A 25,115-nucleotide genomic window follows, 5' to 3' on the forward strand; every position below is an offset into this window, starting at 1 on the left:
GCAGTGAGGTGCGGAGCAACGCCGGGGTCCGCCCCTCAACTCCGGCCGCATTTCGTCGCCGCGCCGCCCTGTCCCGGGCGGCGTTTCGCCGCGATCATGGCCTCAGGTGGTTGGCTGGACTTCCCGCCACCTGCCTGAACGAAGCCCCAGGAGGCTGATCGAGTGACTGTTACCCCGACTCCCCTCGACGTCGGTACCGGTACGGTGCTGGCGCTGCGCGGGATCTCCAAGCGCTTCGGCGCGGTACAGGCTCTGAAGAACATCGAGCTGGACGTCCGGGCCGGTGAGGTGCTGGCGCTGGTCGGCGACAACGGCGCCGGCAAGTCGACCCTGGTCAAGACCATCGCCGGTGTCTACACCGCCGACGACGGACAGATGGTGTTCGACGGCAACGAGGTCCGGGTCGGCAGTCCGGCCGAGGCTCAGCAGCTCGGCATCGCCACCGTGTTCCAGGATCTCGCGCTCTGCGACAACCTCGACGTGGTCGCGAACCTCTACCTCGGCCGCGAGCTCCGCAAGGGACAACTGCTGGACGAGGTGGAGATGGAACGCTCCTCCTGGGAGCTGCTCCGCCAGCTGTCCGCGAAGATCCCCTCGGTCCGGATCCCGGTCGCCAGCCTCTCCGGTGGCCAGCGCCAGACCGTCGCGATCGCCCGCAGCCTGCTCGGCCAGCCCAAGGTCGTGATGCTCGACGAACCGACCGCGGCTCTCGGCGTCGCTCAGACCGCCGAGGTCCTCAACCTGGTCGAACGCCTGCGCGAGCGCGGCCTGGCCGTCATCCTGATCAGCCACAACATGGCCGACGTGATGGCGGTCGCGGACCGCGTCGCCGTACTGCGGCTCGGCCGCAACAACGGCGTGTTCGTGGTCAGCGACACCAAGACCCAAGACATCATCGCCGCCATCACCGGCGCGACCGACAACGCGGTTTCCGAGCGCGCAGCGCGCCGGAGCCGGGAGGAGGGCTCCGCATCATGAGCCTGCATGGATCCGGCACCCGTCCGCAGGACACGCCAACATCGGGTACGGCGGGCGCCGCCGAGACACCTGCGGTGCCGAACGGCGCCGACCAGCTCCCCGCGGATCTGCAGGACGAGCGCCTGATCGCGAGTCACGGCCTCAGCGGCGCCGTCGCGGCGTTCACCGCCCGGCTGCGGTCCGGTGACCTCGGGTCCGTCCCGGTGGTCCTCGGCCTGATCATCATCTGGGCGGTCTTCCAGATCGCGAACGGCTCGTTCCTGTCCAGCCGCAACCTGGTCAACCTGACCCTGCAGACCACCTCGGTCGGAGTGATTGCCCTCGGCATCGTTCTGGTCCTGCTGCTCGGCGAGATCGACCTGTCCGTCGGCTCGGTCAGCGGCCTGTCGGCCGCTGTCCTCGGTGCCACGTTCGTCAACCAGGGCTGGCCTTTGGTGGTGTCGATCGTCGCCGGCATCGCGGTCGGCGCGGTGATCGGACTCTTCTACGGCGCGCTCTACACCCGGTTCGGTGTGCCGAGCTTCGTGATCACGCTGGCCGGTCTGCTCGGGTTCCTCGGACTGCAACTGCTCGTGCTCGGCAAGGACGGCACGATCAACATTCCGTACGACTCCGCGATCGTCGGTTTCGCCACTCGCAGCTTCCTGTCGCCCGTGGTGGCCTATGTCCTGATCGTGGCGGTCCTCGCGGCGTACCTGCTGACCAGGATGCGCGTCGGCCGCACTCGCACGGCGGCGGGGCTGTCCGCGGCGCCGCTGTCGATCCTCGTGATCAAGACCGTCGCGCTCGGCATCGTTCTGCTGGTCCCCGCACTGATCCTGAACGGCGACCGTGGTGTGTCGTCGATGTTCCTGTTCTTCGTGGCGTTGGTGGTCCTCACCGATGTGGCGGTCCGCCGGACCCGGTGGGGTCGCTCGGTCGTCGCGGTCGGCGGGAACGTCGAGGCGGCGCGCAGGGCCGGTATCAACGTGCGGTCGATCTACCTGACCGTGTTCGCGGCCTGCTCGACCCTCGCCGCCGTCGGTGGTCTGCTGGCCGCCGCCCGACTGGTGGCCGTCGGCCAATCCAGCGGCGGTACCGACACCAACCTGAACGCGATCGCAGCCGCCGTCATCGGTGGCACGAGCCTGTTCGGCGGCCGGGGTTCGGCGTACTCCGCACTCCTCGGCGCCCTCGTGATCACCTCGATCTCGAACGGTCTGGCCCTGCTGAGCCTGAACTCCAACGTCCGCTACATGGTCACCGCCGGCGTCCTGCTGATCGCGGTAACCATCGACTCCCTCAGCCGCCGCAGCCGCCAGGCCCACGGCCGCGCCTGACGGCCAACGAGCACGGTGGGCTCCCTCTTGCCCCTGACCAGGCGGGAGCCCACCGTTTCCAACTAGACGCCCAAGCCGGAGCGGCGGGCGAGGAGGGCTGCTTCGGTGCGGTTGGCGACGCCGAGCTTGCCGAAGATCACCGACAGGTTGTTGTTCACGGTCTTGGTGGTCAGCGCGAGCCGGTCGGCCATCACGGTTGTGGACAGTCCGCTCGCCAGCAGCTCGAGGATCTGCCGCTCGCGTGGCGTCAGCGCATCCAGCGGGTCCGCAGGTCCGCTCGCCCGGCCGACCGCCGCGTCCAGGACCTGCCGGGCCACGCCGGAGCCGAGGATCGAGTCGCCCGCCGCCACGGCCTGGATCGCGCGCACGATCTGCTGCTGCGACGATCCCTTGAGCACATAGCCCGCGGCGCCGGCCCGGACGGCGGCACGGACGGTCTCGTCGTCGTCGAGCATCGTCAGCATCAGTACGCCGACCGACGGCATCGCCCGCGCGATCTCCTGCGTCGCGGCGACGCCGTCGCCACCGGGCATGTGGATGTCCATCACCAGTACGTCGGGCTTCAGCGTCACCGCGGCCCGGACCGCCTCCCGGCCGTTCGCGGCGACCCCGACCACCGAGATCCCGTCGATCGAACCGAGCAACACCTGGAGCCCGTCCCGGACAACGGGGTGATCGTCGGCCAGCACCACCCGGATCGTCATTCGGCATCCTCCAACGGCAGGGACAAGTGCACGCGGCCACCGGCCGACGTCGGTTCGGAAAGCATCGTCCCACCCAGCTCGGCCACCCGCTCCCGCATGGACGTCAACCCGACCCCCGGCACCCAGCGCCCGTTGATCGCCGGCCCGTCGTCGACAATCGCCAACCTCAACTCCCCTGGTCCGCCGGAGATCCGGACCTCGGCAGCACCGGCGCGCGAGTGCCGAGCCACATTCGTCAGCGCCTCGGTGACGATCCTGTACGCCGTGACTTCGACAGCGGCCGGCAGATTCGCGGGGACCTCGCCGGCCCGCACTGTGACCCGCAGCGGCGCCCCGTCCGCCCTACGGTCGAGCAGTGCGGCATGGCGCCGTACCGCCTCGACCAGGCCGACGTCGTCGAGTGCCGACGGGCGCAGCTGGTTGATGAGTCGCCGTACGTCGGCAATCGCGCCATCGACCGTCGCGCGGATCTCGGTGCCGAGCGAGCGGACCTGGTCGTCGGCCAGATTCACCACCGCGTCCGCGCGGAACCCGATCCCGGTCAGGGCCGGCCCCAGGCCGTCGTGCAGGTCGCGCCGCAACCGTCGGCGCTCTTCCTCGCGGGCGGCGACGATCTCCCGGCGCGATCGTTGCACCGCATCGGACAGGGCCTGCGCCCTCAGCGCGACTCCGAGCGGCGCGGCCATCAACTCGAGGACAACCCGATCCGCGCCGGCCAGACGGCCCTCCCCCGGACGGAGCCCGACCTGGAGTTCGCCGACCCGCTCGCCCGCCTGCAGGAGCGGGATCGCTTCGAGCAGCGTCGGCCGCGTGCCGTGTTCGCCGCGCAGCACGCCGGCCCCGTCGGTCAAGGCGGCGTACGGAAGGCGCAGCGCTTGGCACACCGCGGGCAGTACGTCGGCAGGTTGCGAGGCCCCGGCGAGCTGCGCGGCGACCGACGACGCGGCCCGGACCGGGTTGGCGCGATCTCCGTAGAACAGGCGATCCAGGAGCCGCTGCAACCGGACTCGCACCGGGTTGAAGAAGATCGCGACCACCAGGGTCGCGAGCACGGCGGCGTTGGCGCTCATCCGCGGCCGCAGCAGCCGATCGACCAGCTCCACCAGCCCGAGGTAGGTCGCCACGACCGCGGCCGTGAGGACGAGATAGGTGACGGTCCTGGACCAGACCAGCCGGATGTCGAGCAGCTGGTACCGCAGGACGGCGATCATCATCGACACCGGGACCAGCACGACCGTGGTGGTGATGATGATCGGGAACCCGCTGACCTCGAGCGGGCCGGCCAGCAGCCGCAGCCACCCGACCACGGCCACGGTGATCGTTGCGGCCAGCAACAACCAGAGCAGCTGCCGACGGGACTTCTCGTCGCCGCGGCGGTACCGGACCACCAGCCCGGCCAGGCCTGCCACCAAGGTGCCGGCGAGCGCGAGCTCCGAGACGAACCCGAGGATCGACGCGTGCTCCAGGGCCGGGATCCGCAGCCAGGAGACGGCCCGATCACGCGCCACCGGACTCAGGTCGCGCACCGGGGAGAGCGGGTTCCGGTCGGCGCTGAAGAGCAGGACCTGGAGCGGCCCGTTGATCAGGGCAACGACCGCCGCCGGCCGCCAGGCCCTGCCGGGCAGCTTCCCGTCCGGGAAGAACAGGAGTGCGAGCGGGATGAAGAGCGCGGGAGACCATGGCCACAGACCCGAGTACAGCGTCGCCGGCAGGCCGGTCGCTCCACCGCCCTCCAGCGCCTTGAACAGCCAGGGTGTGACCGCGGGTGTCCCCGTTTGGGCGACTCCGGCACCGAGCAGCATCCAGCCGAGCAGGCTGCGCGGCCGGTGCCACGCGATCAGCGCGCCCGAGACGCCACAGCCCACGCCGATCATCAGGTTCGGGATCATGAAGCTGTCCCGGGCCCGGGCAAAGGTCAGCCCGGTCACAGCGATGCCGGCGATCGCTGCCGTGGCCTCGATCAGGACGAGGCCCAGCAGGATCGCCACCCACGTCCGGCGATCGATACTCACACTGCACATGGTGCTGCGTCGCATGTCCCGCTGTCTCTAGGCAAATCTCCCGGCCTGCCCGGGTAACCGGCCCAGCCTGTGCGCAGAGACTCAGAAGTCGATCCGGGCGGATCGCCCTGCCGGGCCGGGTCGATCGGCCCGGAGTCTGGAGGCATCACCACAACCGCTCTCCGAGGGGGAAGCTCCGATGAGTACTACGACAACCGCACCGACCACACTCCGTACCTACGGCCGGGCCATGCAGGTCGGTGGGCTCGGCATCGTCGCGGCCGGAATCGTCGCCGTCGTCGACACGAATGTTGCCGACGGCCCCTGGTTCGGATTCGCCGGGGTGATGGCCTTGCTGGTCACCTTCGGCGTCCTCGGGGTACGCCGGGCCGTGGCCGGTGTCCCGGTCGCCCGGGTGGCTCTGACCGTCGTACCGGTCACGATGACTCTGTTCGCGCTGGCGCACTTCTGGGCGGTCGCGGACCAGGACCAGGCGATCCCGTTCTTCGGCGTCTTCATGATGCTGTCGGCACTCGGCCTCGCGGTCGCAGGCATCGCGACCCTGCGATCCGGTCTCTGGACCGGCCCCAGCCGGTTGATCCTGCTGATCACGGGTCTTTGGCCGCTGACTATTCCGGTCGGCCTGGCACTCGGCGACGTACCCCACTTCGTGGCGATCGCGCTGTGGGGTGTCTGCTGGATCGGCCTTGGCCGGCTGCTGGACCAGCGCGGCTGACCACATCAACAGAAGGGCCTCCGGATGGTCCGGAGGCCCTTCTGTGCAAGGTGTTTCAGGCGGTTACGGCTGCCGTCAGGTCGACCTTTGGTTCGGCGAAGTGACAGGCGGCGGAGTGGCCCGGGCCGGACTGCGGCTTGGGCTCCAGGAGTGGCTCCTGGGTCGAGCAGATGTCCTCGGCCTTCCAGCAGCGGGTGCGGAAGCGGCAACCGCTCGGCGGGTCGATCGGCGAAGGTACGTCGCCGACCAGCCGGATCCGCTCCTTCGGCGGGGTGCCACGGATGGTGCCCAGGTCAGGAGCGGCCGACAGCAGCGCCTGCGTGTACGGGTGCTGCGGAGCGTTGTAGATCTGGTCCCGCGGGCCCTGCTCGACGATCTTGCCCAGGTACATCACCGCGACCTCGTCACAGAAGTGGCGAACCACGCCGAGGTCGTGAGCGATGAAGATGAACGCGATGCCGAGGTCGCGGCGCAGGTCCTCCAGCAGGTTCATCACCTGGGCCTGGATGGACACGTCCAGCGCCGAGACGGGCTCGTCGGCGACGATCACCTCGGGCTCGACGGCCAGGGCCCGGGCGATCCCGATGCGCTGGCGCTGACCACCGGAGAACTCGTTCGGGTACCGGTTGTGGTGCTCGGGGTTCAGGCCGACCCGCTCCAGCAACTCCTGGACGCGCTCGACCTCCTTGCCGCGCTTGACCAGGTTGTGGACGCGCAACGGCGTACTGATGATGTTGCTGACCGTCTGCCGCGGGTTCAGCGAGCTGTACGGGTCCTGGAACACGATCTGCAGCTGCCGGCGGAACGGGCGCAGGTCCCGCTCCTTCAGCTTCGCGATGTCGGTGCCCTTGAACTTGATCTGACCGGCGGTCGGGGTCAGCAGCCGGGTGATCATCCGGCCGGTGGTCGACTTGCCACACCCGGACTCGCCGACCAGGCCGAGGCTCGCGCCCGGCTTCAGGTCGAAGTTCACGCCGTCGACGGCCTGGACGACCTTCTTGGTCCGGGCCAGCCCTGCTGCTTCCTTGATCGGGAAGTGCATGGTCAGGTCGCGGATCTCCAGCAACGGAGCGTCCGTCCCGGCGGCGGGAACGCGGTCGGACTTGCGCCGGTGGTCGCGAACGCGCCCTTCGTTGGGTACTGCGTCGTTCATCTCTCTCCTCAGCCCCTCAGCCCAGTCTCGGCAGGACTTCGGCCGTGTAGATCGTGGCCTTGTCGTGCAGGTGACAACGGGACGTGTGCGCACCGGCGCCGTCGATCGGCAGCAGCTCAGGCAGCTCCGTCGTACAGCGCTCGCCCTTGACGCGGTCGGTGTACGGACAGCGCGGGTTGAACGAGCAGCCGTCCGGCAGGGCCAGCAGGCTCGGCGGCAGACCCTTGATCGGCCGCAGCCGCTCCTGCGCCGCCGACACGGTCGGGATCGACTCGAGCAGACCCCAGGTGTACGGCATCCGGGGGTTGGCCAGCACATCCTCGGCGGTGCCGTACTCGACGCAGCGGCCGGCGTACATGACCAGTACGTCGTCGGCCATCTCGGCGACCACACCAAGGTCGTGGGTGATCATCACGATGGCCGAGCCGAACTCCTTCTGCAGGTTGTTCAGCAGGTCCAGGATCTGCGCCTGCACGGTCACGTCGAGCGCGGTGGTCGGCTCGTCGGCGATCACCAGCTTGGGGTCGTTGACCAGGCTCATCGCGATCATCGCGCGCTGCCGCATACCGCCGGAGAACTCGTGCGGGTACTGCGCGAACCGGCGCTGCGGGTTCGGGATGCCGACCAGGTCGAGCATCTCCAGGGCCCGCTTCTTGGCGACCTCCTTGGACACCTTGTGGTGCACCCGGTACGCCTCGACGATCTGGTTGCCGATCGTGTACAGCGGGTGCAGCGACGACTGCGGGTCCTGGAAGACCATCGCCACCGCGTCACCGCGGACCTTCATCAGGTCGTTCTCGGGCATGCCGACGATCTCGTCGCCGCCGACCTGGATCGACCCGGTGATCTTGGTCCGCTTGCGGTCGTGCAGACCCATCACGGCCATGCTCGAGACCGACTTGCCGGAGCCGGACTCGCCGACGATCGCGAGCGTCCGGCCGAGCGGGACGGAGTAGCTCAGCCCGTTCACGGCACTGACCACGCCGTCCGCGGTCGGGAACTTCACGGTCAGGTCGTCGACGACCAGGTACGGCGTCTCACCGCTGGGGTTCAGGGTTCCTTGACGCCGTTCGCGGGTCGCGATCGAAGGACCCCGCTTGGCGTCAGCCGTCGCCGCCGGCTGGCCGGGTGCACTCTCGACCATGCTGTCCTTCCGGTCTTCAGGGGCGGGAGTGCTCACGAAAGCCTCACCCGCGGGTCGATCAGGCTGTACACGATATCGACGACCAGGTTGGCCGCCACCAGGAAGACCGACGCCACCAGGACCGTGCCCATGATCACCGGCAGGTCGTAGTTGCTCAGGCTCTCCAGGACGAGGTTGCCCAGGCCGGGTAGATCGAAGATGCGTTCGGTGAAGATCGCGCCGGCGAGCATGCCGGCCACGTCCAGACCGAAGATTGTGATGACCGGGATGAGCCCGGAGCGCAACGCGTGCTTGTACGTGACGACCCGGTCGGACAGGCCCTTGGCCCGAGCGGTCCGGATGAAGTCCTCGCTCAGCGTCTCGACCATCGAGCCTCGCGAGTACCGCACGTACTGGGTGGTGTTGACCAGACCGAGGACCAGCCACGGAGTGATCAAGCCGGCGACCCACTTGCCGGGACTGTCGAACGGCGACGTCCAGCCGCCGCGTGGAAGGACGGCATAGAAGATCGTCAGGTACAGCGCGATCATCAGCGCGACGATGTAGTACGGGATCGAGCTGATCACCAGCGACGTCGTGACGAGCACCCGGTCGCCGGTGGTGCCTCTTCGTTTGGCCGCCATCGAGCCGATCGTGACGCCGACCGTCAGCATGATGACCGCGGCACCGGCGACCAGTGAGATCGTCACTGGTAGTCGCTGACCCAGCATCTGCAGGACCGGACGGTCGTTCTTGAAGGAGTATCCCAGACACGGCGCCTTGCATTCGCGATCGACGCCGGAGCTGCTGTAGGTGCGGCCGACCGCGATGCCCTTCATGTAGTCGGCGAACTGCGTCACCTTCGGCTTGTCCAGGTTCAGGTTCTTCTTGATCTCCAGGTACCGCTCCTGCGGGCAGTTGCGCTGCCCGCAGATCGCGCCCGCGGGGTCGGTGGGCGCGATGAAGAACAAAGCGAACGTCGCGACGAGGGTGACGACCACGACGGACAGGGCGCTCACGATGCGACGCGCCAGGAAGTGCAACACGGGATTCTCCTCACCGATCGGCGGTAGGTGGCCGGACCGGGAAACCGGTCCGGCCACCTACGCTGCGATCAGAACGGACGCCTCATGGCTGTCCGGTCACTGGTACCGATCAGGGCTGCTTCAGGAACAGCGAGGTGAACTCGGGCATGCCCTGCGTCGGGTCGTTGATCGCGTTACCGATGTTGGTACCGACCAGGAACGCGGACCGCGACTGGTACTGCGGAAGAGCCGGCAGGTAGTCCTGCATGATCTTCTTGTCCAGGTTGATCCAGGCCTTCTGCTTCAGGGCCTCGTTCGGGTCCATGTTCGAGACCTTGTCGATCTCCGCGTCCAGCGCCGTGTCCTTCAGCTGACCGACGCTGTTACCCAGCTCGATCGCGTCGGAACGGAACAGCACCGGTGCCCAGGAGGAACCGCTCGGCCAGTCGGAGCACCAACCGGTCGGAGCCTTGAGCATGTTGACCGGAGCGTTCTGGTCACCGGTCACGGAGCGGATCTGGGCCTTCGGGACACCGATGGCCTTGACCTTGAAGCCGGCGTTCTGCAGCGCCTGGGTACGAACCTGGCTGCGCTGCGTCGCGATCTTGTCGTCGTTGGAGTAGTACCACGACAGCTCGAACCCGACCGCGTTGGCGTCGGTCAGCATCTGCTTGGCCTTCGCCGCGTCGCCGTCACCCTTGCCGTTCAGGCCCGGGATCTCGTAGTTCTCCCAGCCCGGCACCGACGGCGACATGTAGGTCGACGTGGCCGGCTCGGCCAGCGAGGTCCAACCAGCGACCTTCCGCTCGGTGTCGAACGGGTAGGCCACCGCGATCGCCTTGCGGATCGGCAGCGGGATCTTCCGGGTGTCCATCGGGACCATCCGGTTGCACGGCGTGTCGCCCTGGATGAGCTGCGACTTGTTCGCGTCGGTCAGCTCGGGCACCAGCGTCGAGTCGATGTTGCTGTAGGTCAGGGCGTTCGCGTCCGGACCGGAGCTCTTCAGGATCTGGTTCTGGATCTTCAGCGTGTCCAGGCCGAACTTGAAGTCGTAACCGTCCAGGTACTGGTGGCGCACCGCGTCGGTGGCCGGGTCCCAGTTCGGGTTCTTGACCAGCTTCAGCTCGGTGCCCGGGTTGTTCGTGTCGACCATGTACGGGCCGGTGGACAGCGGCTTCTGCTCGTAGTTCTGCTTGGTGTCCTTGGCCTTCGGGATCGGCGTGAACATCGTGAACGCACCGAAGAACGGAAGGTCGGGGAACGGCTTGGCCAGGTGGATGACCAGCGTGCTGTCGTCCGGCGTCTCGACGCCGGCGAACTGGTCGCCGCCGTTGACGTACGGGCCCTTGTACTTGTCGCCGTCCTTGAAGAACTGGATCTGGTACGTCGGTCCGTCGGAGTAGATGTCGTGCGCGAAGGACCGCTTGATCGCGTACGCGAAGTCCTCGGCCTTGACCGTGGAGCCGTCGGAGTACTTGATGCCCTTCTTCAGCTTGAACGTCCAGGTCAGCTTGTCGTCCGAGACCTTACCCAGGTCCTCGGCCAGGTCAGGCACCAGAACGGGCTTGTGGTCGGGACCGTCGAGCCGGTACTGGGTCAGCGCCCGGAAAGTCAGCTTCTCGATCTGGAAACCGTCGACGTAGTAGGTGTCGGTCGGGTCGAAGGTGCTCGGCGTAACGTCCGACAGGATCGTCGCCGTTCCGCCCTTCTTGAAACCGTCGACGTCGGGGGCCGGCCCCTTGGCCGTCTCGTCCGTCACCTTGGTCTGGGTCGCGTTGGCGGGCCCGCCGTTCGAGTCGCCGGTGGTACCGCTCTTCGACGACGGGCTTCCGCAGGCCACGGCGGCCAACATCACCGTCGCCGCGACTGCGGTGATCCGTTTCCACTGCATGGTCGGGTTTCTCCTTTTCTGCCGCTGGGGCAATCGCCGTACTACCGGCGAGTCTTGGGGTCGAAGGCATCGCGGATCGCGTCACCGAGGAGGGCGAGCGCGAGCACCAGGATGGTGATCGCCGCGACCGGGAGCCACAGGTACAGCGGGTCGGCCTTGAAGTAGTTCGTCGCCGTCGCGATCGTCTGGCCCCAGGAGGGCCGCGGCTCGATCAGGCCCACGCCGAGGAAGGACAGGCCGGCCTCCGCGGTCACGTACGCGGGCAGGGCCAGCGATGCCGAGATCACGATCGGGGCGACCAGGTTCGGCAGCAGTTCCTTGAACAGGATCCGCGGCGTCGAGACACCGATCGCCTTGGCAGCCAGGACGAACTCGCGTTCGCGCAGCGACAGGACCTCGCCGCGGATGATGCGCGCCAGTCCGGCCCAGCCGAAGAACGACAGGACGAAGATCAGCACGTAGAACCTGCTGTTGGCCTGCTGCTCCGGCGTCAGGTTGAAGCTCCCGCCCTGCCAGGACTCGACGATCGGCACCAGCGCGATCGCGAACAGCAGGTACGGCAGGCTCAGGACGAAGTCGATGATCCAGGAGATCACCCGGTCCACCCAGCCGCCCAGGAAGCCGGCCAGCAGGCCCATCACGATGCCGACCGTGGTACCGAAGATCGTCGCCACCGAGGCGACGATCAGCGACGGCCGGGCGCCGAAGACCCAGCGGGCGAAGTTGTCGCGGCCGGTCTTGGGCTCGACGCCGAACCAGTGCTCCGGAGTGATGCCGATGGTCGGGAAGCCGAACTCGTCGACCAGATCGGGGTGGAAGGTCGACACGTCGCCGCCCTCGAGCTTGGCCAGCACGCCGGCCAGGAGCGCGATCAGCACGAAGACGAGCACGATGCACGCGCACGTGACCGCGACCTTGTCCTTGCGGAGCCGGTCCATCGCGATCCGCGTCGGCGACTTGCCATGTGCCACCGCCGCCGCACGGACCGGTTCCGCCGACGCCGGGTGGTCCTCGATCCCTACGGTCGAGTCGGGTGACCCAATAGTCATTCGCGCTCCGTCAGCTGTCAGCCGGATTTCGGTCCGTGGATCCGGCACCTATCGGATGGATATGGTGCCGAAGCTTCGCTTTGTGGTGGGCTCGCGTCAAATCCCCTTGACAGCCCGATCCCCCACAACCGCGCGCTAGCCTGCCTGACACTGTGACACCAAGCCAGCGGTGCTCGGCACCAGTGCACAAATCGTTACCGGAACGGGTACTGGAACGGAACATTTACCCTTTTCCGTCACCCTTCGCGATCAATCCTTCGCAAATTGCGTCGGCACAGTCCAGCCAGCGGCCATTTTGTGCCAATATATGACATTCTGTTACCAAACGGCGTGCCCGGCGTAATGTTACGCACCGTAATCGCGACGCCATCCAGACCCGCGATCACCACATGTAAGAGCTCATCGAGTGCAACACCTCGAGCACCCGAGCCCGCACCACACCCGCGTGGTTCACCCGCACCGGAACCTCCCCGCCACCCGCCCGCACCCCGGTATTCGCCAGGATGTAAACAGCGCAATCGCATACCCGAGCCGATCGTGCTCGTGATCGCGCCACACCACGTCCGCCGGAGCGATCAACCGCTCCGAAGCCAGCGCAAGCACCTCATCCGGCGGCACGGGTGAACTACGCCCGAACGCCCCCAGAAGATCGCCCCCGTGGGCAACCGCATGCAACCACCCGAGCTCCCGGTCGTACCCCCGCAGATCGCGCAAGGTCGCGATTGATCCACGTGGCCAGCGTCGAGTACGCCTGCTCGTCGCGGATGACGGGATCCGCCGACGTCAGCATCTCGGCGAGCTCGTCGACCAGAGTCCGTAGCTCGATGCCCTCGGGTACGGCGAAGTCCGTCGTTACGACTGTGTTCCAGTCGACCATCCCGCGGTCAGCTTTCGCGGACGTGGACTGTTACGAAGGGGGGCTTGACTACATCGAAGGGTTCTTGGCGGCCGCGGATGTCTACGGTTACCTGGTCGCCTTCTTTTACGGTGGCGTCGAGGAGGGCCAGGGCGATGCCCTTCTTCAGGGTCGGGGAGAACGTGCCGGACGTGACCTCGCCGAGTGTGGTGCCGGACTGGTCGAGGACAGTCATGTGCGGACGCGGGATGCCGCGACCGACGGCGCGGAGGCCACGCAGGATCTTGGCCGGCCCACGCTCCTTCTCGGCGCGCAGTGCCTCGTCACCCCAGAAGTGCTCCTTCTTCCACCCCACGGCCCATCCCGACCGCGCCTGCACCGGGCTGATGTCCGGAGTGATGTCCTGACCGTGCAGCGGATACCCCATCTCGGTCCGCAACGTGTCTCGCGCACCCAGCCCGGCCGGAACGATCCCGTACGGCGCACCCGCCGCCAGCAGCGCATCGAACACACCAACAGCCGCCTCGTTCGGTACGACGAGCTCATAACCCCGCTCGCCCGTGTAACCCGTCCTGCACACGACAACCGGCGTACCGGCGAAGTCAGCTGTCGCAAAAGACATGTAATCGTGTCCGGTCGGCAGACCGATCGCAGCGACCACCGCGTCGCTGTCCGTCCCCTGCACCGCGAGAATCGCGTAGTCGTCGTGGGTGTTGGTCACCACGACGCCCTCAGGCGCATCGGCCTGCAGCAGCCGCACCACCTCAGCGGTGTTGGCCGCGTTCGGGATCAGGAACACGTCGTCGTCAGCATGCAGGTAGGCGATCAGGTCGTCGACCACTCCCCCGCGCTCGTTGCAGCACAGCGTGTACTGCGCCTGGCCCGGAGCGATCTTGCCGAGGTCGTTGGTCAGGCACGCGTTCACGTACGCCGCGGCACCCGGACCCTTGACCGTCGCCTTGCCCAGATGACTCACGTCGAAGACACCGACCGACGTGCGTACGGCGGTGTGCTCGGCGACCACCCCGCTGTACTCCAGGGGCATCTCCCAGCCACCGAACTCGGCGAACTTCGCGCCGAGGGCGACATGACGCTCGTGCAACGGGGACTTCTTCAGTTCAGGCGACTCGCTCATGGAGGGGAAACTACCTGACGCGTAGCATGCGGAGGCAGCACGTACGTACCGTCACGACCGGCGGCTGCCCGGCCGGTCAAGGAGGACTGAGAATTTCGTGAGCACCATCACCCTGAGCAAGTCCGATGCAGCCGGTGTGAAGACAGACACTGTGGTCATCGGCGTCGTCAAGCTCGACGGCGGCGTCACCCTGCCGGCCGGCACCGAGTCGCTGAACGCCGCATACGGCGGAAAGCTGGTGGAGGTGCTGGCGGGCCTCGGCGCCACCGGCAAGACCGGTGAAGTGACCAAGGTGCCCGGCCCGAAGCCGGGCAAGTCGGCCACGCTGATCGCGGTCGGACTCGGTGCGGCGCCCGATGGTGCGCTGAAGACCGAGGACCTGCGGACCGCGGCCGGCACCGGTGTGCGCGCCGCGAAGACCACGCAGTCGGTCGCGTTCGCACTGCCGACACCGGACGCCGAGTGCGTCCGCGCGATCGCCGAAGGCGCACTGCTCGGCCGCTACGCGTTCACGGCGTACAAGTCCGGCGACGGCTCGAGTGACGTACCCGGCGACCTGATCGTCCTGACGGACCTGGCCCGCACCAAGGAGGCCAAGGCCGCGCTGGAGCGGGCCGAGGTGACTTCCGCCGCGATCGCCCAGGTGCGCGACTGGGTGAACACCCCGCCCTCGGACCTGAACCCGGTCGACTTCGCGGCCTCGGCTGTGAAGCTCGGCAAGGAGTACGGCGTCAAGGTCGAGGTGCTGGACGAGAAGGCCCTGCTCAAGGGTGGGTACGGCGGCATCCTCGGCGTCGGCCAGGGATCGGTGGTCCCGCCCCGGCTGATCCGGATCACTTACACGCCGAGGAAGCCGGTCACCCACCTGGCCTTCGTGGGCAAGGGCATCACGTTCGACTCCGGCGGCCTGTCGCTGAAGACGGCCAACGGCATGATCGGCATGAAGGCCGACATGGCCGGCGCCGCCGCGGTGATCGGTGCGACCCTCGCGATCGCCAAGCTCGAGCTGCCGGTCCAGATCACCACGTACGCCGCGATGGCCGAGAACATGCCGTCCGGATCGGCCGCGCGCCCGTCCGACGTCCTGACCATGTACGGCGGCAAGACCGTCGAGGTGCTGAACACCGACGCCGAGGGCCGGCTCGTGCTCGGCGACGCGCTGGTCCGCGCGTCCGAGGACCAGCCCGACCTGATCGTCGACGTGGCCACGCTGACCGGCGCGTGTGTCGTTGCCCTGGGCACCAAGGTGGCCGGCGCGTTCGCCAACACCGACACCGCCCGCGACCGGGTCGTGGATGCCGCGATCGCGGCCGGTGAGGCGATGTGGCCGCTGCCGATCCCGGCCGAGATGCTGGACAAGCTGAAGAGTCACTCCAAGGTCGCCGACCTGGCCAACATCACCGGCGAGCCCTGGGGCGGCGCGCTCGCCGCGGCCGCGTTCCTCGGCGATTTCGTTGCTGACGGCATCGATTGGGTCCACCTCGACGTGGCCGGCCCAGCCTTCAACGACGGCGGCCCGTCCGGCTACACCCCGACCGGCGGCACGGGGTACGCCGTACGCACGCTGGTCGAGCTCGCCGCCTCAGCGAGCTGAGTAGCGGATTTCCAGCATGGTGCAGCCGCCGGACGTGATGTACGGGCCGTGCGGCATCCCCGGCGGCCTGCACGCGTAGTCGCCGGGGCCGAACGTCTGCCCGAGGGTGAGATCGGTCAGCTCACCCTCGAGCAGGTAGACCTCTTCGACGTACTCGTGCCGGATCACCTCGTCGCCTGAGGTGGTACCGGGCGCCCACCGCGCGAGTCTCGTCAGCGTCCCGTCGATCGGGTCCTCGCTGAGGACCTTCTCGCTGATCCCCTCGCCGGACCAGCTGACCACGGTGGTGGCGAAGAACTCCTTCTCCTCTTTCACCTGGCTCAGTCCCAGGCCGGGGCGAGCTGTTCCACCCGGTACTCGATCCGGCTGACGACGCCCCGCGGATCCGCGAGCTCCACCCGCCATCCGTCTCCGAACTGGTCCACGCCGGCGATCATCGGGATGGTCCCGCTCAGCAGCACCGTCCCCGGCGCGAGCCGATCGCCGAGCTCCTTGATCCAGTACGACGGCGGCAGCAGTTGCGCGAGCGTCCCGTCCTGAATCAGCTCCTCGTCCGCACCGTGTCGCACCCAGGCCTTGAGCCTGAACCGGTCGAGCTCGTCCTCGACCTCGGACAGCCGCCAGGCCACGTCACCCAGCACGTCCGGAGCCGACTGTTTGCTCCAGGCAACGCCGTGCACCTCGAGCGCACGATCCGTGTGGTCGCAGGCGACAGTCAGCAGGTAGTCGTCCGTCGTCGCGACCAGCGCCCACTCCGCCTCGCCCGACGTCTGCGCATGGGCGACCTGCACGACCGCCGGCCGGCTCACCAGCGTCGCCGAGAGCGGATAGAGCGTCGGCACGCGCTGCGGAGCGGGTACGCCGAGCTCGGCCAGCTCGTCCACGTGGTGCTGGACCTGCGCGGTGTCGCGGCCGGCGTATCCGGCGTTCAGGGCGTAGCGGACGGTGACCGTCCGCTCACTGCCATCGGGCAGAGTGAAGTCGAGGCTCATCTTTTCTCCCTGAGTGCTTGCGTGAACACGTCGTATACAACGAGTATGGGGCAACCCATCCAGGAGGTCCACCCGATGCCCAGCTCGCCCACGGAACGCCGCGGTCTCTACAAGGCCTTCGCCGCCAGCCTGTCCGGTACGTCGCTGGAGTGGTACGACTTCGCCGTCTACAGCTCCGCCGCCGCTCTGGTCTTCGGTGACGTGTTCTTCCCGGGGAGCGATCCCCTGACCGGGACCTTGCAGGCGTTCGCGACGTACGCGGTCGGGTACGTCGCCCGCCCGCTCGGCGGCATCTTCTTCGGCCGGCTCGGTGACGTGATCGGCCGTAAGCGTGTGCTTGTGGCGACGCTGCTGCTGATCGGCATCGCGACGTTCTGCATCGGACTGCTGCCGACGCATGCGCAGGCCGGGGCGATCGCACCCACCCTGCTGGTCGCGCTGCGGTTCGCTCAGGGCGTGGGTGTCGGCGGTGAGTGGGGTGGGGCCGTGCTGCTGAGCAGTGAGTTCAGTGCGGCCGGGCAGCGCGGGTTCTGGGCGTCAGCGGCGCAGGTCGGGCCGCCACTCGGGACGTTGCTGGCGAACGGCGTACTGGCTGTTCTGGCTGGGGTGTTGTCCGAGCACGCGTTCCTGAGCTGGGGCTGGCGGGTGGCGTTCCTGCTGTCCGCCGTACTGGTTGCCTTTGGGTTGTTGATCCGGACGCGGCTGGAGGAGACGCCGGTGTTCCTCGAGCTGGAGGCGCGAGGTGATCGGCCGACCGCACCGGTGACCGAGGTGCTGCGGACGCAGACCCGGCCACTGATCGCCGCGATCCTGGCGCGGGTGGGTCCGGACGTGCTCTACGCGATGTTCGCGGTCTTTGTGCTCACGTACGCGACCAAGGAGCTCGGGATGAGTCGCGGTGCGGCGGTGACCGCCGTACTGATCGGCTCTGCGTTCCAGGTGGGCCTGATTCCGTTGTCTGGTTGGCTTTCCGACCGGTACGGGCGTCGGACGATCTACGGGATCGGTGCGGTCGGCGGAGCCGTGTGGAGTGTGGTGTTCTTCGCTATAGCTTCGTCGTTCGCGACTGTGCTGGTCGGTGTGGTGATTGGGCTGGTGTTCCACTCGTTGATGTACGGACCGCAGGCGGCGTTCGTGTCGGAGCAGTTCACCGCGCGACTGCGGTACACGGGGAGTTCGCTGGCGTACACGTTCGCCGGGGTGATCGGTGGTGCGCTGGCGCCGCTGGCCTTCACCTACTTCTTGGCGAAGGCGGGGACGGGGTATGTGATCGCGGCGTACATCGTGGTGGCCTGCCTGGTGACGCTTGTCGGGCTGCGGCTCGGGCGCGCCGTACAGGAGGAAACGCTTGCGGTCAGCCCTGCATGAGGATGGAGCCGGTGGTGCCGAGGTGGCTGAGGATCGCCTCCTCGGCCGCGGCCGGGTCGCCTGCCTTCAGGCCGTCGACGATGGCCTGGTGCTCGGCGAGGACGTCTTGACGACGGGTGGCGCTGCGCTGCAGGGCAACGACACCGAGCAGCACGTGCTTGGCCCGCAGGTTGTCGTACAGCCGGCCGAGCACGGAGTTGCCACCGGCCGCGACCAGCAACGCGTGGAACTGGCTGTCCAGCTCGAGGAACGCCTTGGCGTCGCCCTGCGCGACGATCGCACGTTGCTGCTCGAGTACGCCGGTCATCGCGTCGATCGGGGCTTCTCCGACCGCGAGCGAGGTGGTCGCGGCCCAGCATTCGATCACGCCGCGCGCCTGCATCAGCTCGGCGATCTCCCGCCCGGGCAGCGGCGCGACGAACGCACCGCGGTGCGGCACGAGCTGAACCAGGTCCTCGGCGGCGAGCATCAGCAGCGCCTCGCGGACCGGGGTCCGGGAGATGCCGACCTCGGTCGCGACGACTTGCTCGTTGATGAACGTCCCCGACACGGCCGGGTCGCTCAGCACCGTCCCGCGCAGGTATTGATAGGCACGATCACGGCCGGAGTCCCCACTCAATTGCATACCCAACGTATACAGCCTCGGAGGTCCTGATGACAGTTCTGCGCGTGGCCGCGGTCCAGCTGACGAGTGGGCCGGATCCGGTCGCCAACCTCGCTGCGGCATCGGCGGCGGTGCGGTCCGCGGCGGCCTCGGGTGCCGAGGTGATCGCGCTGCCCGAGGCGACGTCGGCGTGCTTCGGCACCGAGCTGCGGTCGATCGCCGAGCCGTTGGACGGGCCGTTCGCGCTCGGACTGCGGAAGGTCGCGGCCGAGCTCGGGGTCGTGGTCGTGGCCGGTCTGTTCGAGCCGTCGGCGGACGGGCGGGTGCACAACACGGTGCTCGCCACGGGTCCGGGCGTGGAGGCGTCGTACCGGAAGATCCATCTGTACGACGCGTTCGGGTCGCGCGAGTCGGACACGGTTGCGCCGGGCAACGAGCTGGTGGCGTTCGCGTACCGGGACGTGACGATCGGGCTGGCGACTTGCTACGACCTGCGGTTCGCGGAGCAGTTCACGGCACTCGGGCGGCTGGGGGCGGAGCTGATCGTCGTACCGGCGTCTTGGGGTGCTGGGCCTGGTAAGGAAGAGCAGTGGGACTTGTTGACGCGGGCGCGGGCGGCTGACGCGCAGGCATGGCTGCTGGCGTGTGATCAGGCCTACGTACCGCCGGCCGGCACGGATCCGCTGGGGATTGGACGTAGCTCGCTGACGACGCCGCTGGGTCAGACCGCCGGCCGGTTGGATGCTGGTGCCGGGATTCTGCACGCCACCGTCGACACTGCTGTTGTCGCGCCGATCCGGGCTCGGGTGCCTATTCTCTAACGCTTTTACGCGAGACCGTTCTTCTTCATGCGGGCGTTGTATTCACGCATGCGCGGCGGGTAACCGACCACTGCCGCGTCGTACGACGGAATGCCCATCTTGTTGGCGAAATCGTGGGCCCATCGCACCGACGGGACCCGGCGCCGGGTCCACTCGCCGTCGAGGGCTACCAGCACCATGGTGTACTCGGTCACCGCCGTCCGTGGCTCCACGAACCCCTCGACGCCCTGGCGGGTCTGGGCGAATTCCCGCAGGTGTGCCTGGTCGGGTGTGTCCGACCGGCGCATCGTTCCGGCCTTCTGCCGGCTACCGAACCACTTCATGGAGTCAGTGTCCCCTATCACTCCAATCAACGGCAGAAAGCCCTCGTAACGGTTCGTGTCCGCGCGACTGTGCGGCCCCAGGGTTGTGTGTGGGCGTCGCGGTGACAGGATGACGGCGGGCCGCAACCGCGATCCGGGGCCGCCCGCCGACCCAGACCCACGGAGGAACCTGTGACCGACACGACGTACGACCTGGTGATTCTCGGAGGCGGCAGCGGTGGCTATGCCGCCGCCCTGCGCGCCGCGACCCTCGGCTTGTCGGTCGCCCTGGTGGAGAAGGACAAGGTCGGCGGTACCTGTCTGCACCGCGGCTGCATCCCGACCAAGGCGCTCCTGCACGCCGCCGAGGTTGCCGACTCGGCCCGCGAGGGTGAGCAGTTCGGCGTCCGGACGACCCTCGAGGGCGTCGACATGGGTGGCGTGAACAAGTACAAGGACGGCGTCGTCGATCGGCTGTTCAAGGGTCTGGTGGGCCAGATCAAGGCCCGCGGCATCACCGTCATCGAGGGCGAGGGACGGCTCACGTCCCCGACCACGGTCGCCGTCGGCGGTACGACGTACACGGGCAAGAACGTCGTCCTCGCCTCCGGCTCCTACTCGCGCTCGCTGCCGGGGCTCGAGCTCGACGGCAATCGGGTGATCGCATCGGAGCATGCGCTGACGCTGGACCGCGTGCCCGAATCCGCGGTGGTGCTGGGTGGTGGCGTGATCGGGGTCGAGTTCGCCAGCGCGTGGACGTCGTTCGGGACCAAGGTGACGATCATTGAGGCGCTCCCCCGGCTGGTGCCGGCCGAGGATGCCGAGTCGAGCAAGACGCTCGAGCGGGCGTTCCGCAAGCGGAAGATCGCTTTCAAGACGGGTACGGCGTTCGAATCCGTCGACAGCACCGGCAACGGCGTCAAGGTCACCGTCGCCGGTGGTGAGGTGATCGAGGCCGAGGTGCTGCTGGTCGCGGTCGGCCGCGGCCCCAACACGACGGGCCTCGGGTACGAGGAGGTCGGGATCGCGCTCGACCGCGGGTTCGTCACCGTCGACGCGACGCTGCAGACCAGCGTTCCCGGTGTGTACGCCGTCGGCGACATCGTCCCCGGGCTACAGCTCGCCCACCGCGGCTTCCAGCAGGGCATCTTCGTCGCCGAGCAGATCGCGGGCCTCGCGCCGACGCCGATCGACGAGACCGGCATCCCGCGCGTCACGTACTCCGAGCCCGAGGTCGCGTCGGTCGGGCTGACCGAGGAGCAGGCCCGGGCCAAGTACGGCGACGTCGAGATCCTCAACTACAACCTCGGCGGCAACGGCAAGAGCCAGATCCTCAAGACGGCCGGCTTCGTCAAGCTCGTCCGCGCGAAGGACGGCGCCGTGGTCGGCGTCCACATGGTCGGCTCGCGGGTCGGCGAACTGATCGGTGAAGCTCAATTGATCTTCAACTGGGAGGCGTACCCGGCCGACGTCGCGCCGTTCGTCCACGCCCACCCGACCCAGAACGAGGCGCTCGGCGAGGCCCACCTGGCGCTGGCCGGGAAACCTTTGCATTTCCATGACTGAACACGCTCGGGCGCGTCCTGGACCGCCCGAGTAGGTTGGACCGCGAGTCGCGTGCGTTGGATCGAGGCGGCGCGGCTCGAGACTCGCCCGGTGGGGCGGTGGGGGCTGTGACCCGGATCCCGCTCGCTCCGGCGGCACCGTAGGCTGACCTCGACCGATCAGACGAAGGAGCAACGACCGTCATGCCGACCTCTGTATCCCTGCCGGCCCTCGGGGAGAGCGTCACCGAAGGAACCGTCACCCGCTGGCTCAAGCAGGTCGGCGACACGGTTGCCGTCGACGAGCCCCTGCTGGAGGTCTCGACCGACAAGGTCGACACCGAGATCCCCTCACCAGTGGCCGGCACCCTGCTGGAGATCAAGGCCGCCGAGGACGAGACCGTAGAGGTAGGCGCCGAACTAGCCGTCATCGGCGAAGCCGGCGAGTCCACCGGCTCCACCCCAGCCCCCGCAACCGAGGCCCCAGCCGAGCAAGCACCCGCCGCCGAGACGCCCGCCGAGCCAGCACCCGCAGCTCAGGCCCCGGCCGCGGCTCCAACTGCCGCTTCTCCGGCCGCAGCGACCTCAGCCCCCGCAACCGCCCCGGCCGCATCAGCACCGGCCCCAGCAACCGAGGCCCCCACCGAGCAGCCCCAGGCCGAGCAGGCGGCTCCAGCTGCCTCTTCCCCGGCCGCATCCGAGACCACCGGTACCTCTGTCACCCTGCCCGCACTGGGTGAGAGCGTGACGGAAGGAACCGTCACCCGCTGGCTCAAGCAGGTAGGCGACGACGTAGCAGTAGACGAGCCGCTCCTAGAGGTCTCCACCGACAAGGTAGACACCGAGATCCCCTCCCCCGTCGCCGGCAAACTCCTGGAAATCAAGGTCGCCGAAGACGAAACAGTAGAAGTAGGCGCCGAACTAGCCATCGTAGGCTCCGCCACGGCGTCCTCCCCGGCCCCGGCCCCGGCCCAGTCGGCCCCAGCCCAGGCAGCCGCCCCCACCCAGGCCCCCGCCGCCCAGCCGGCCGCCCCCACCCAGGCCCAGGCCCCCGCCGCCACGCCTTCTGTCTCTTCTCCGGCCGCAGCGACCTCAGCCCCCGCGACCGCCCCGGCCGCATCAGCACAGGCCCCAGCCGCACAGGCACCGGCGGCCCAGGCACCAGCAGCTCAGGCCCCGGCAACTCAGGCACCGCCCGCACAAGCACCAGCAGCTCAGGCACCAGCAGCCTCACCAAACGGCGCCTCAACGGACGGCCCGAACTACGTCACCCCCCTGGTCCGCAAGCTGGCAGCTGAACACCAGATAGACCTCAACGCCGTACAGGGCACCGGAGTAGGCGGCCGAATCCGCAAGCAAGACGTGATCTCAGCAGCCGAGGCCCAGAAGGCCGCAGCAGCAGCCCCCGCCCCAGCAGCTGCTCCGGCAGCCGCAGCCCCAGCCGCCAAGCCCGCAACGATCAGCCCGCTCCGCGGAACGACCGAGAAGATGAGCCGCATCCGCAAGGCGATCGCGGCCCACATGGTCAACTCGCTGAAGGTCTCGGCCCAGCTGACCACGGTCGTCGAGGTCGACGTCACCGAGATCTCCAAGCTGCGGAACGCGAAGAAGGCGGAGTTCGAGGCCCGCGAGGGCGTCAAACTGTCGTTCCTGCCGTTCTTCGCCCTCGCCGCGGTCGACGCGCTGAAGCAGTACCCGAAGCTGAATGCGTCGATCAACGAGGAAGCCGGCGAGATCACGTACCACGCCGCCGAGCACCTGGGCATCGCCGTGGACGTAGAAAAGGGCCTGATGGTCCCGGTCGTCCACAACGCCGGCGACCTGAACATCGCAGGCCTGGCGAAGAAGATCGCGGACCTGGCCGAGCGCACCCGCACCAACAAGGTGCTCCCGGACGAGATGGCGGGCGGAACGTTCACCATCACGAACACCGGCAGCCGCGGCGCCCTCTTCGACACCCCGATCCTCAACCAGCCGCAGGTAGGCATGCTCGGTACCGGCGCCGTGGTCAAGCGCCCGGTAGTCATCACCCACCCCGAGCTCGGCGAAACCATCGCCATCCGCCAGATGGTCTACTTGGCCCTCACCTACGACCACCGCCTGGTAGACGGCGCCGACGCCGCCCGCTACCTAACCGCAGTCAAGCAACGCCTGGAAGAAGCCCAGTTCGACGTCTGATCCCCCAAACCCAACGGCGCCGGTGCCCCCTCCCCCAAGAGCGGCCACCGGCGCCGCCGCATCTGCGGACCGACCAGCTTGGTGTCTACCCGAGCAACCGATCCAGCGCCTGCCGAACACACAGCTCTCCCCGCAGAAGCAACCAACGTCGCACCCGCGGAAACGACCGATCTCGCGCCTGCCCAAGAATCCGATCCAGCGCCTGCCGAGAACACGGACCTCTCCTGCAGGCGAAACCCGCCTCGTACCCGCGGAAACAACCGATCTCGTGCCTACCCGAGAAACCGATCTGACGACTGCCGAGACACGGCCTCTCCTGCAGAAGGAACCCGCTTCCTGCCCGCGCGAGGAACCGGACTGGCGACTGCCTGAGGAACCGATCTGACGACTGCAGGGCAGACGGATCTCTCTGCGCAAGGAACTGGCTTGGTGTCTGCACGAGGAACCGGTGTGGTGTCTGCGGGAGGGAGCGGTTTGGTGTTTGCTGGGGACACGGACTTTGTGTGTGCGTCGGGGCCGGGGATTGTTTCGGCGTGGGGACTGGGTTTTTGGTTGAATCGGTTGGACCGACTTCAAGGAGCGCAAACGGGATGAAGTACGTGTTGGCCGGGGCCTCCGGCTTTCTCGGGAAGGCGCTCGCGCGCGATCTCGTGGCCGACGGCAACAAAGTCCTCCGCCTCGTACGGCGTCCACCCGCGAGCCCCGACGAGATCCGCTGGGACCCGTCCCGCGGCGAACTGGACCCATCCGACCTGGATGACCCGGACGTACTGGTCAACCTGGCCGGCGCGAACATCGGCCGCCCGTGGACCCCGACGTACCGTCGAACCATCCGCGAGAGTCGCGTCAGCACCACCTCCACCCTCGCGAACGTCGCCACGCAACTGGAACGACGGCCCGTGGTGATCACGCAGAGCGGAGTCGGCGGATACGGCCTCGACTGCGGCGACCGCATCCTCACCGAAGACACCGAACTCGGCGACGGCTTCCTCGCAGACGTCGTACGCCTCTGGGAAGGCGCCCTCGAACCCGCCCGTGCCGCCGGCAGCCGCGTCGCCGCCCTCCGAACAGGTGTCGTCCTCGATCGCAACGCCCCGTCCTTCCGCCTGCTCTCGCTCCCCTTCCGCGTAGGCCTCGGCGGCCGCTTCGGCTCCGGCACTCAGTACTTCCCGGTCGTCTCACTCACCGACTGGATCCGCGCCGTCCGCTTCGTCGCCGAGAACGACAAGCTCAGCGGCCCGGTCAACGTCACCATCCCCGTCCCCACCACGAACGCCGACTTCGCCCGCACCCTCGGAACCGCCATGCACCGCCCCGCGATCGTCCCCGTACCGGCATTCGCCATGAAGGCCGTACTAGGCGAATTCGCCTGGGAACTCCTAGGCAGCAACAGAGCCCTCCCCACCCGCCTCCAATCCCAAGACTTCACCTTCCACCACCCAACCGCCCCAACAGCCATCTCCGCCGCGCTAGCCACCTGACCCCACCCTCGTCCCGCCGCCACCCCACCCCTCCAACAGCCACGGCCGCAGGACGACTCAGTCACCACGCCAGCGCACCGCCACCGCCACATCCACATCCAAGGCATGACACCTCGCGCCAGCCGCCACCTCGCACCGGCCAACACATCGCGATCGCCAGACACGCCGCGGTCGCCCGCACCGGCATGGTCGCAAGCACCGCACGTCGCGGTCGCCAACACCGCCACGACCCCGGGCACCGCCACGTCACACCCGCCGCCAC

Annotated in this window: 23 protein-coding genes; 9 read left to right on the forward strand and 14 right to left on the reverse strand. The window is 68.2% G+C overall.

Annotated features, from left to right (window positions below):
• The first annotated feature begins 162 nt into the window (after positions 1 to 162).
• Both ACWF4Z_RS09135 and ACWF4Z_RS09140 read left to right on the forward strand, forming a co-directional pair.
• The gene (locus ACWF4Z_RS09135) at positions 163 to 978 is read left to right on the forward strand and encodes an ATP-binding cassette domain-containing protein (protein ID WP_452242444.1); all 816 of its coding nucleotides are present in this window, start codon (positions 163 to 165) and stop codon (positions 976 to 978) included.
• Positions 975 to 2,297: a sugar ABC transporter permease gene (locus ACWF4Z_RS09140; protein ID WP_452242445.1), complete on the forward strand. Its 1,323-nt coding sequence runs from the start codon at positions 975 to 977 to the stop codon at positions 2,295 to 2,297. The genes ACWF4Z_RS09135 and ACWF4Z_RS09140 overlap by 4 nt, the downstream gene beginning before the upstream one ends.
• A 62-nt stretch (positions 2,298 to 2,359) precedes the next feature.
• Here ACWF4Z_RS09140 and ACWF4Z_RS09145 read toward each other — a convergent pair whose 3' ends face one another.
• Together ACWF4Z_RS09145 and ACWF4Z_RS09150 are read right to left on the reverse strand one after the other, a co-directional pair.
• Positions 2,360 to 3,001 (reverse strand): response regulator, encoded by a 642-nt coding sequence (locus ACWF4Z_RS09145; RefSeq protein WP_452242446.1) that lies wholly within the window; start codon positions 2,999 to 3,001, stop codon positions 2,360 to 2,362.
• Complete coding sequence (locus tag ACWF4Z_RS09150; protein WP_452242447.1) at positions 2,998 to 5,013, reverse strand: sensor histidine kinase; 2,016 nt, start codon at positions 5,011 to 5,013, stop codon at positions 2,998 to 3,000. Before ACWF4Z_RS09150 ends, ACWF4Z_RS09145 begins: the two co-directional genes overlap by 4 nt.
• A 187-nt stretch (positions 5,014 to 5,200) precedes the next feature.
• Between ACWF4Z_RS09150 and ACWF4Z_RS09155 the strand changes: the two genes are divergently transcribed.
• The gene (locus ACWF4Z_RS09155) at positions 5,201 to 5,737 is read left to right on the forward strand and encodes a hypothetical protein (protein WP_452242448.1); all 537 of its coding nucleotides are present in this window, start codon (positions 5,201 to 5,203) and stop codon (positions 5,735 to 5,737) included.
• A gap of 55 nt (positions 5,738 to 5,792) precedes the next feature.
• Here the strand turns inward: ACWF4Z_RS09155 and ACWF4Z_RS09160 are convergent, their stop codons facing one another.
• From ACWF4Z_RS09160 to gcvT, 8 genes are all read right to left on the reverse strand, one after another.
• Positions 5,793 to 6,890 (reverse strand): ABC transporter ATP-binding protein, encoded by a 1,098-nt coding sequence (locus ACWF4Z_RS09160; protein ID WP_452242449.1) that lies wholly within the window; start codon positions 6,888 to 6,890, stop codon positions 5,793 to 5,795.
• Between the two features lie 16 nt (positions 6,891 to 6,906).
• Complete coding sequence (locus ACWF4Z_RS09165) at positions 6,907 to 8,070, reverse strand: ABC transporter ATP-binding protein (protein WP_452242450.1); 1,164 nt, start codon at positions 8,068 to 8,070, stop codon at positions 6,907 to 6,909.
• Positions 8,067 to 9,059 carry an ABC transporter permease gene (locus ACWF4Z_RS09170; protein ID WP_452242451.1) on the reverse strand — a complete coding sequence of 331 codons (993 nt, stop codon included), beginning with the start codon at positions 9,057 to 9,059 and terminating at the stop codon, positions 8,067 to 8,069. Before ACWF4Z_RS09170 ends, ACWF4Z_RS09165 begins: the two co-directional genes overlap by 4 nt.
• 109 nt (positions 9,060 to 9,168) lie before the next feature.
• The gene (locus ACWF4Z_RS09175; RefSeq protein ID WP_452242452.1) at positions 9,169 to 10,929 is read right to left on the reverse strand and encodes an ABC transporter substrate-binding protein; all 1,761 of its coding nucleotides are present in this window, start codon (positions 10,927 to 10,929) and stop codon (positions 9,169 to 9,171) included.
• A 41-nt stretch (positions 10,930 to 10,970) separates the two neighbouring features.
• On the reverse strand, positions 10,971 to 11,978 hold the full coding sequence (locus ACWF4Z_RS09180) for an ABC transporter permease (RefSeq protein WP_452242453.1): 1,008 nt from the start codon (positions 11,976 to 11,978) through the stop codon (positions 10,971 to 10,973).
• A gap of 450 nt (positions 11,979 to 12,428) precedes the next feature.
• On the reverse strand, positions 12,429 to 12,692 hold the full coding sequence (locus tag ACWF4Z_RS09185) for a DUF2785 domain-containing protein (protein ID WP_452242454.1): 264 nt from the start codon (positions 12,690 to 12,692) through the stop codon (positions 12,429 to 12,431).
• The gene (locus ACWF4Z_RS09190; RefSeq protein ID WP_452242679.1) at positions 12,604 to 12,855 is read right to left on the reverse strand and encodes a hypothetical protein; all 252 of its coding nucleotides are present in this window, start codon (positions 12,853 to 12,855) and stop codon (positions 12,604 to 12,606) included. Before ACWF4Z_RS09190 ends, ACWF4Z_RS09185 begins: the two co-directional genes overlap by 89 nt.
• 7 nt (positions 12,856 to 12,862) lie before the next feature.
• On the reverse strand, positions 12,863 to 13,969 hold the full coding sequence (gene gcvT / locus ACWF4Z_RS09195; RefSeq protein WP_452242455.1) for a glycine cleavage system aminomethyltransferase GcvT: 1,107 nt from the start codon (positions 13,967 to 13,969) through the stop codon (positions 12,863 to 12,865).
• Between the two features lie 97 nt (positions 13,970 to 14,066).
• Between gcvT and ACWF4Z_RS09200 the strand changes: the two genes are divergently transcribed.
• Positions 14,067 to 15,563 (forward strand): leucyl aminopeptidase, encoded by a 1,497-nt coding sequence (locus ACWF4Z_RS09200; protein ID WP_452242456.1) that lies wholly within the window; start codon positions 14,067 to 14,069, stop codon positions 15,561 to 15,563.
• On the opposite strand, the gene ACWF4Z_RS09205 is transcribed toward ACWF4Z_RS09200, so the two are convergent.
• The gene (locus ACWF4Z_RS09205) at positions 15,552 to 15,878 is read right to left on the reverse strand and encodes a cupin domain-containing protein (protein ID WP_452242457.1); all 327 of its coding nucleotides are present in this window, start codon (positions 15,876 to 15,878) and stop codon (positions 15,552 to 15,554) included. The two genes, ACWF4Z_RS09200 and ACWF4Z_RS09205, sit on opposite strands and share 12 nt — an antisense overlap.
• A gap of 5 nt (positions 15,879 to 15,883) precedes the next feature.
• Entirely contained in the window at positions 15,884 to 16,555 is a 672-nt protein-coding gene (locus ACWF4Z_RS09210) for a DUF2848 domain-containing protein (protein WP_452242458.1), read from the reverse strand.
• 75 nt (positions 16,556 to 16,630) lie between these two features.
• Here ACWF4Z_RS09210 and ACWF4Z_RS09215 point away from each other — a divergent pair, with 75 nt between their 5' ends.
• Positions 16,631 to 17,923 (forward strand): MFS transporter, encoded by a 1,293-nt coding sequence (locus tag ACWF4Z_RS09215; protein WP_452242459.1) that lies wholly within the window; start codon positions 16,631 to 16,633, stop codon positions 17,921 to 17,923.
• Here ACWF4Z_RS09215 and ACWF4Z_RS09220 read toward each other — a convergent pair.
• Complete coding sequence (locus tag ACWF4Z_RS09220; protein ID WP_452242460.1) at positions 17,910 to 18,548, reverse strand: GntR family transcriptional regulator; 639 nt, start codon at positions 18,546 to 18,548, stop codon at positions 17,910 to 17,912. The two genes, ACWF4Z_RS09215 and ACWF4Z_RS09220, sit on opposite strands and share 14 nt — an antisense overlap.
• 29 nt (positions 18,549 to 18,577) lie before the next feature.
• Here ACWF4Z_RS09220 and ACWF4Z_RS09225 point away from each other — a divergent pair, with 29 nt between their 5' ends.
• Positions 18,578 to 19,348: a nitrilase-related carbon-nitrogen hydrolase gene (locus ACWF4Z_RS09225; RefSeq protein WP_452242461.1), complete on the forward strand. Its 771-nt coding sequence runs from the start codon at positions 18,578 to 18,580 to the stop codon at positions 19,346 to 19,348.
• A 5-nt stretch (positions 19,349 to 19,353) separates the two neighbouring features.
• Here ACWF4Z_RS09225 and ACWF4Z_RS09230 read toward each other — a convergent pair whose 3' ends face one another.
• Positions 19,354 to 19,671 carry a hypothetical protein gene (locus ACWF4Z_RS09230; RefSeq protein ID WP_452242462.1) on the reverse strand — a complete coding sequence of 106 codons (318 nt, stop codon included), beginning with the start codon at positions 19,669 to 19,671 and terminating at the stop codon, positions 19,354 to 19,356.
• A 171-nt stretch (positions 19,672 to 19,842) separates the two neighbouring features.
• Between ACWF4Z_RS09230 and lpdA the strand changes: the two genes are divergently transcribed.
• From lpdA to ACWF4Z_RS09245, 3 genes are all read left to right on the forward strand, one after another.
• Positions 19,843 to 21,216, forward strand: a complete 1,374-nt coding sequence (lpdA, locus tag ACWF4Z_RS09235; RefSeq protein WP_452242463.1) for a dihydrolipoyl dehydrogenase — start codon at positions 19,843 to 19,845, stop codon at positions 21,214 to 21,216.
• A 182-nt stretch (positions 21,217 to 21,398) separates the two neighbouring features.
• A complete protein-coding gene (gene sucB, locus ACWF4Z_RS09240) occupies positions 21,399 to 23,372 on the forward strand; it encodes a 2-oxoglutarate dehydrogenase, E2 component, dihydrolipoamide succinyltransferase (RefSeq protein ID WP_452242464.1) in 1,974 nt (657 codons plus the stop codon).
• Positions 23,373 to 23,962: 590 nt separating this feature from the next.
• Positions 23,963 to 24,853 carry a TIGR01777 family oxidoreductase gene (locus ACWF4Z_RS09245; RefSeq protein WP_452242465.1) on the forward strand — a complete coding sequence of 297 codons (891 nt, stop codon included), beginning with the start codon at positions 23,963 to 23,965 and terminating at the stop codon, positions 24,851 to 24,853.
• Positions 24,854 to 25,115 lie beyond the last annotated feature (262 nt).

This window comes from Kribbella sp. NPDC055071, from assembly GCF_053608045.1.

Coding starts and splice junctions, on each gene's coding strand:
- ACWF4Z_RS09140 (WP_452242445.1), top strand. CDS start 975: ATGAGCCTGCATGGATCCGGCACCCGTCCGCAGGACACGCCAACATCG.
- ACWF4Z_RS09145 (WP_452242446.1), bottom strand. CDS start 3,001: ATGACGATCCGGGTGGTGCTGGCCGACGATCACCCCGTTGTCCGGGAC.
- ACWF4Z_RS09155 (WP_452242448.1), top strand. CDS start 5,201: ATGAGTACTACGACAACCGCACCGACCACACTCCGTACCTACGGCCGG.
- ACWF4Z_RS09160 (WP_452242449.1), bottom strand. CDS start 6,890: ATGAACGACGCAGTACCCAACGAAGGGCGCGTTCGCGACCACCGGCGC.
- ACWF4Z_RS09175 (WP_452242452.1), bottom strand. CDS start 10,929: ATGCAGTGGAAACGGATCACCGCAGTCGCGGCGACGGTGATGTTGGCC.
- ACWF4Z_RS09180 (WP_452242453.1), bottom strand. CDS start 11,978: ATGACTATTGGGTCACCCGACTCGACCGTAGGGATCGAGGACCACCCG.
- ACWF4Z_RS09190 (WP_452242679.1), bottom strand. CDS start 12,855: ATGGTCGACTGGAACACAGTCGTAACGACGGACTTCGCCGTACCCGAG.
- gcvT (WP_452242455.1), bottom strand. CDS start 13,969: ATGAGCGAGTCGCCTGAACTGAAGAAGTCCCCGTTGCACGAGCGTCAT.
- ACWF4Z_RS09210 (WP_452242458.1), bottom strand. CDS start 16,555: ATGAGCCTCGACTTCACTCTGCCCGATGGCAGTGAGCGGACGGTCACC.
- ACWF4Z_RS09215 (WP_452242459.1), top strand. CDS start 16,631: ATGCCCAGCTCGCCCACGGAACGCCGCGGTCTCTACAAGGCCTTCGCC.
- ACWF4Z_RS09220 (WP_452242460.1), bottom strand. CDS start 18,548: ATGCAATTGAGTGGGGACTCCGGCCGTGATCGTGCCTATCAATACCTG.
- ACWF4Z_RS09225 (WP_452242461.1), top strand. CDS start 18,578: ATGACAGTTCTGCGCGTGGCCGCGGTCCAGCTGACGAGTGGGCCGGAT.
- ACWF4Z_RS09230 (WP_452242462.1), bottom strand. CDS start 19,671: ATGAAGTGGTTCGGTAGCCGGCAGAAGGCCGGAACGATGCGCCGGTCG.
- sucB (WP_452242464.1), top strand. CDS start 21,399: ATGCCGACCTCTGTATCCCTGCCGGCCCTCGGGGAGAGCGTCACCGAA.
- ACWF4Z_RS09245 (WP_452242465.1), top strand. CDS start 23,963: ATGAAGTACGTGTTGGCCGGGGCCTCCGGCTTTCTCGGGAAGGCGCTC.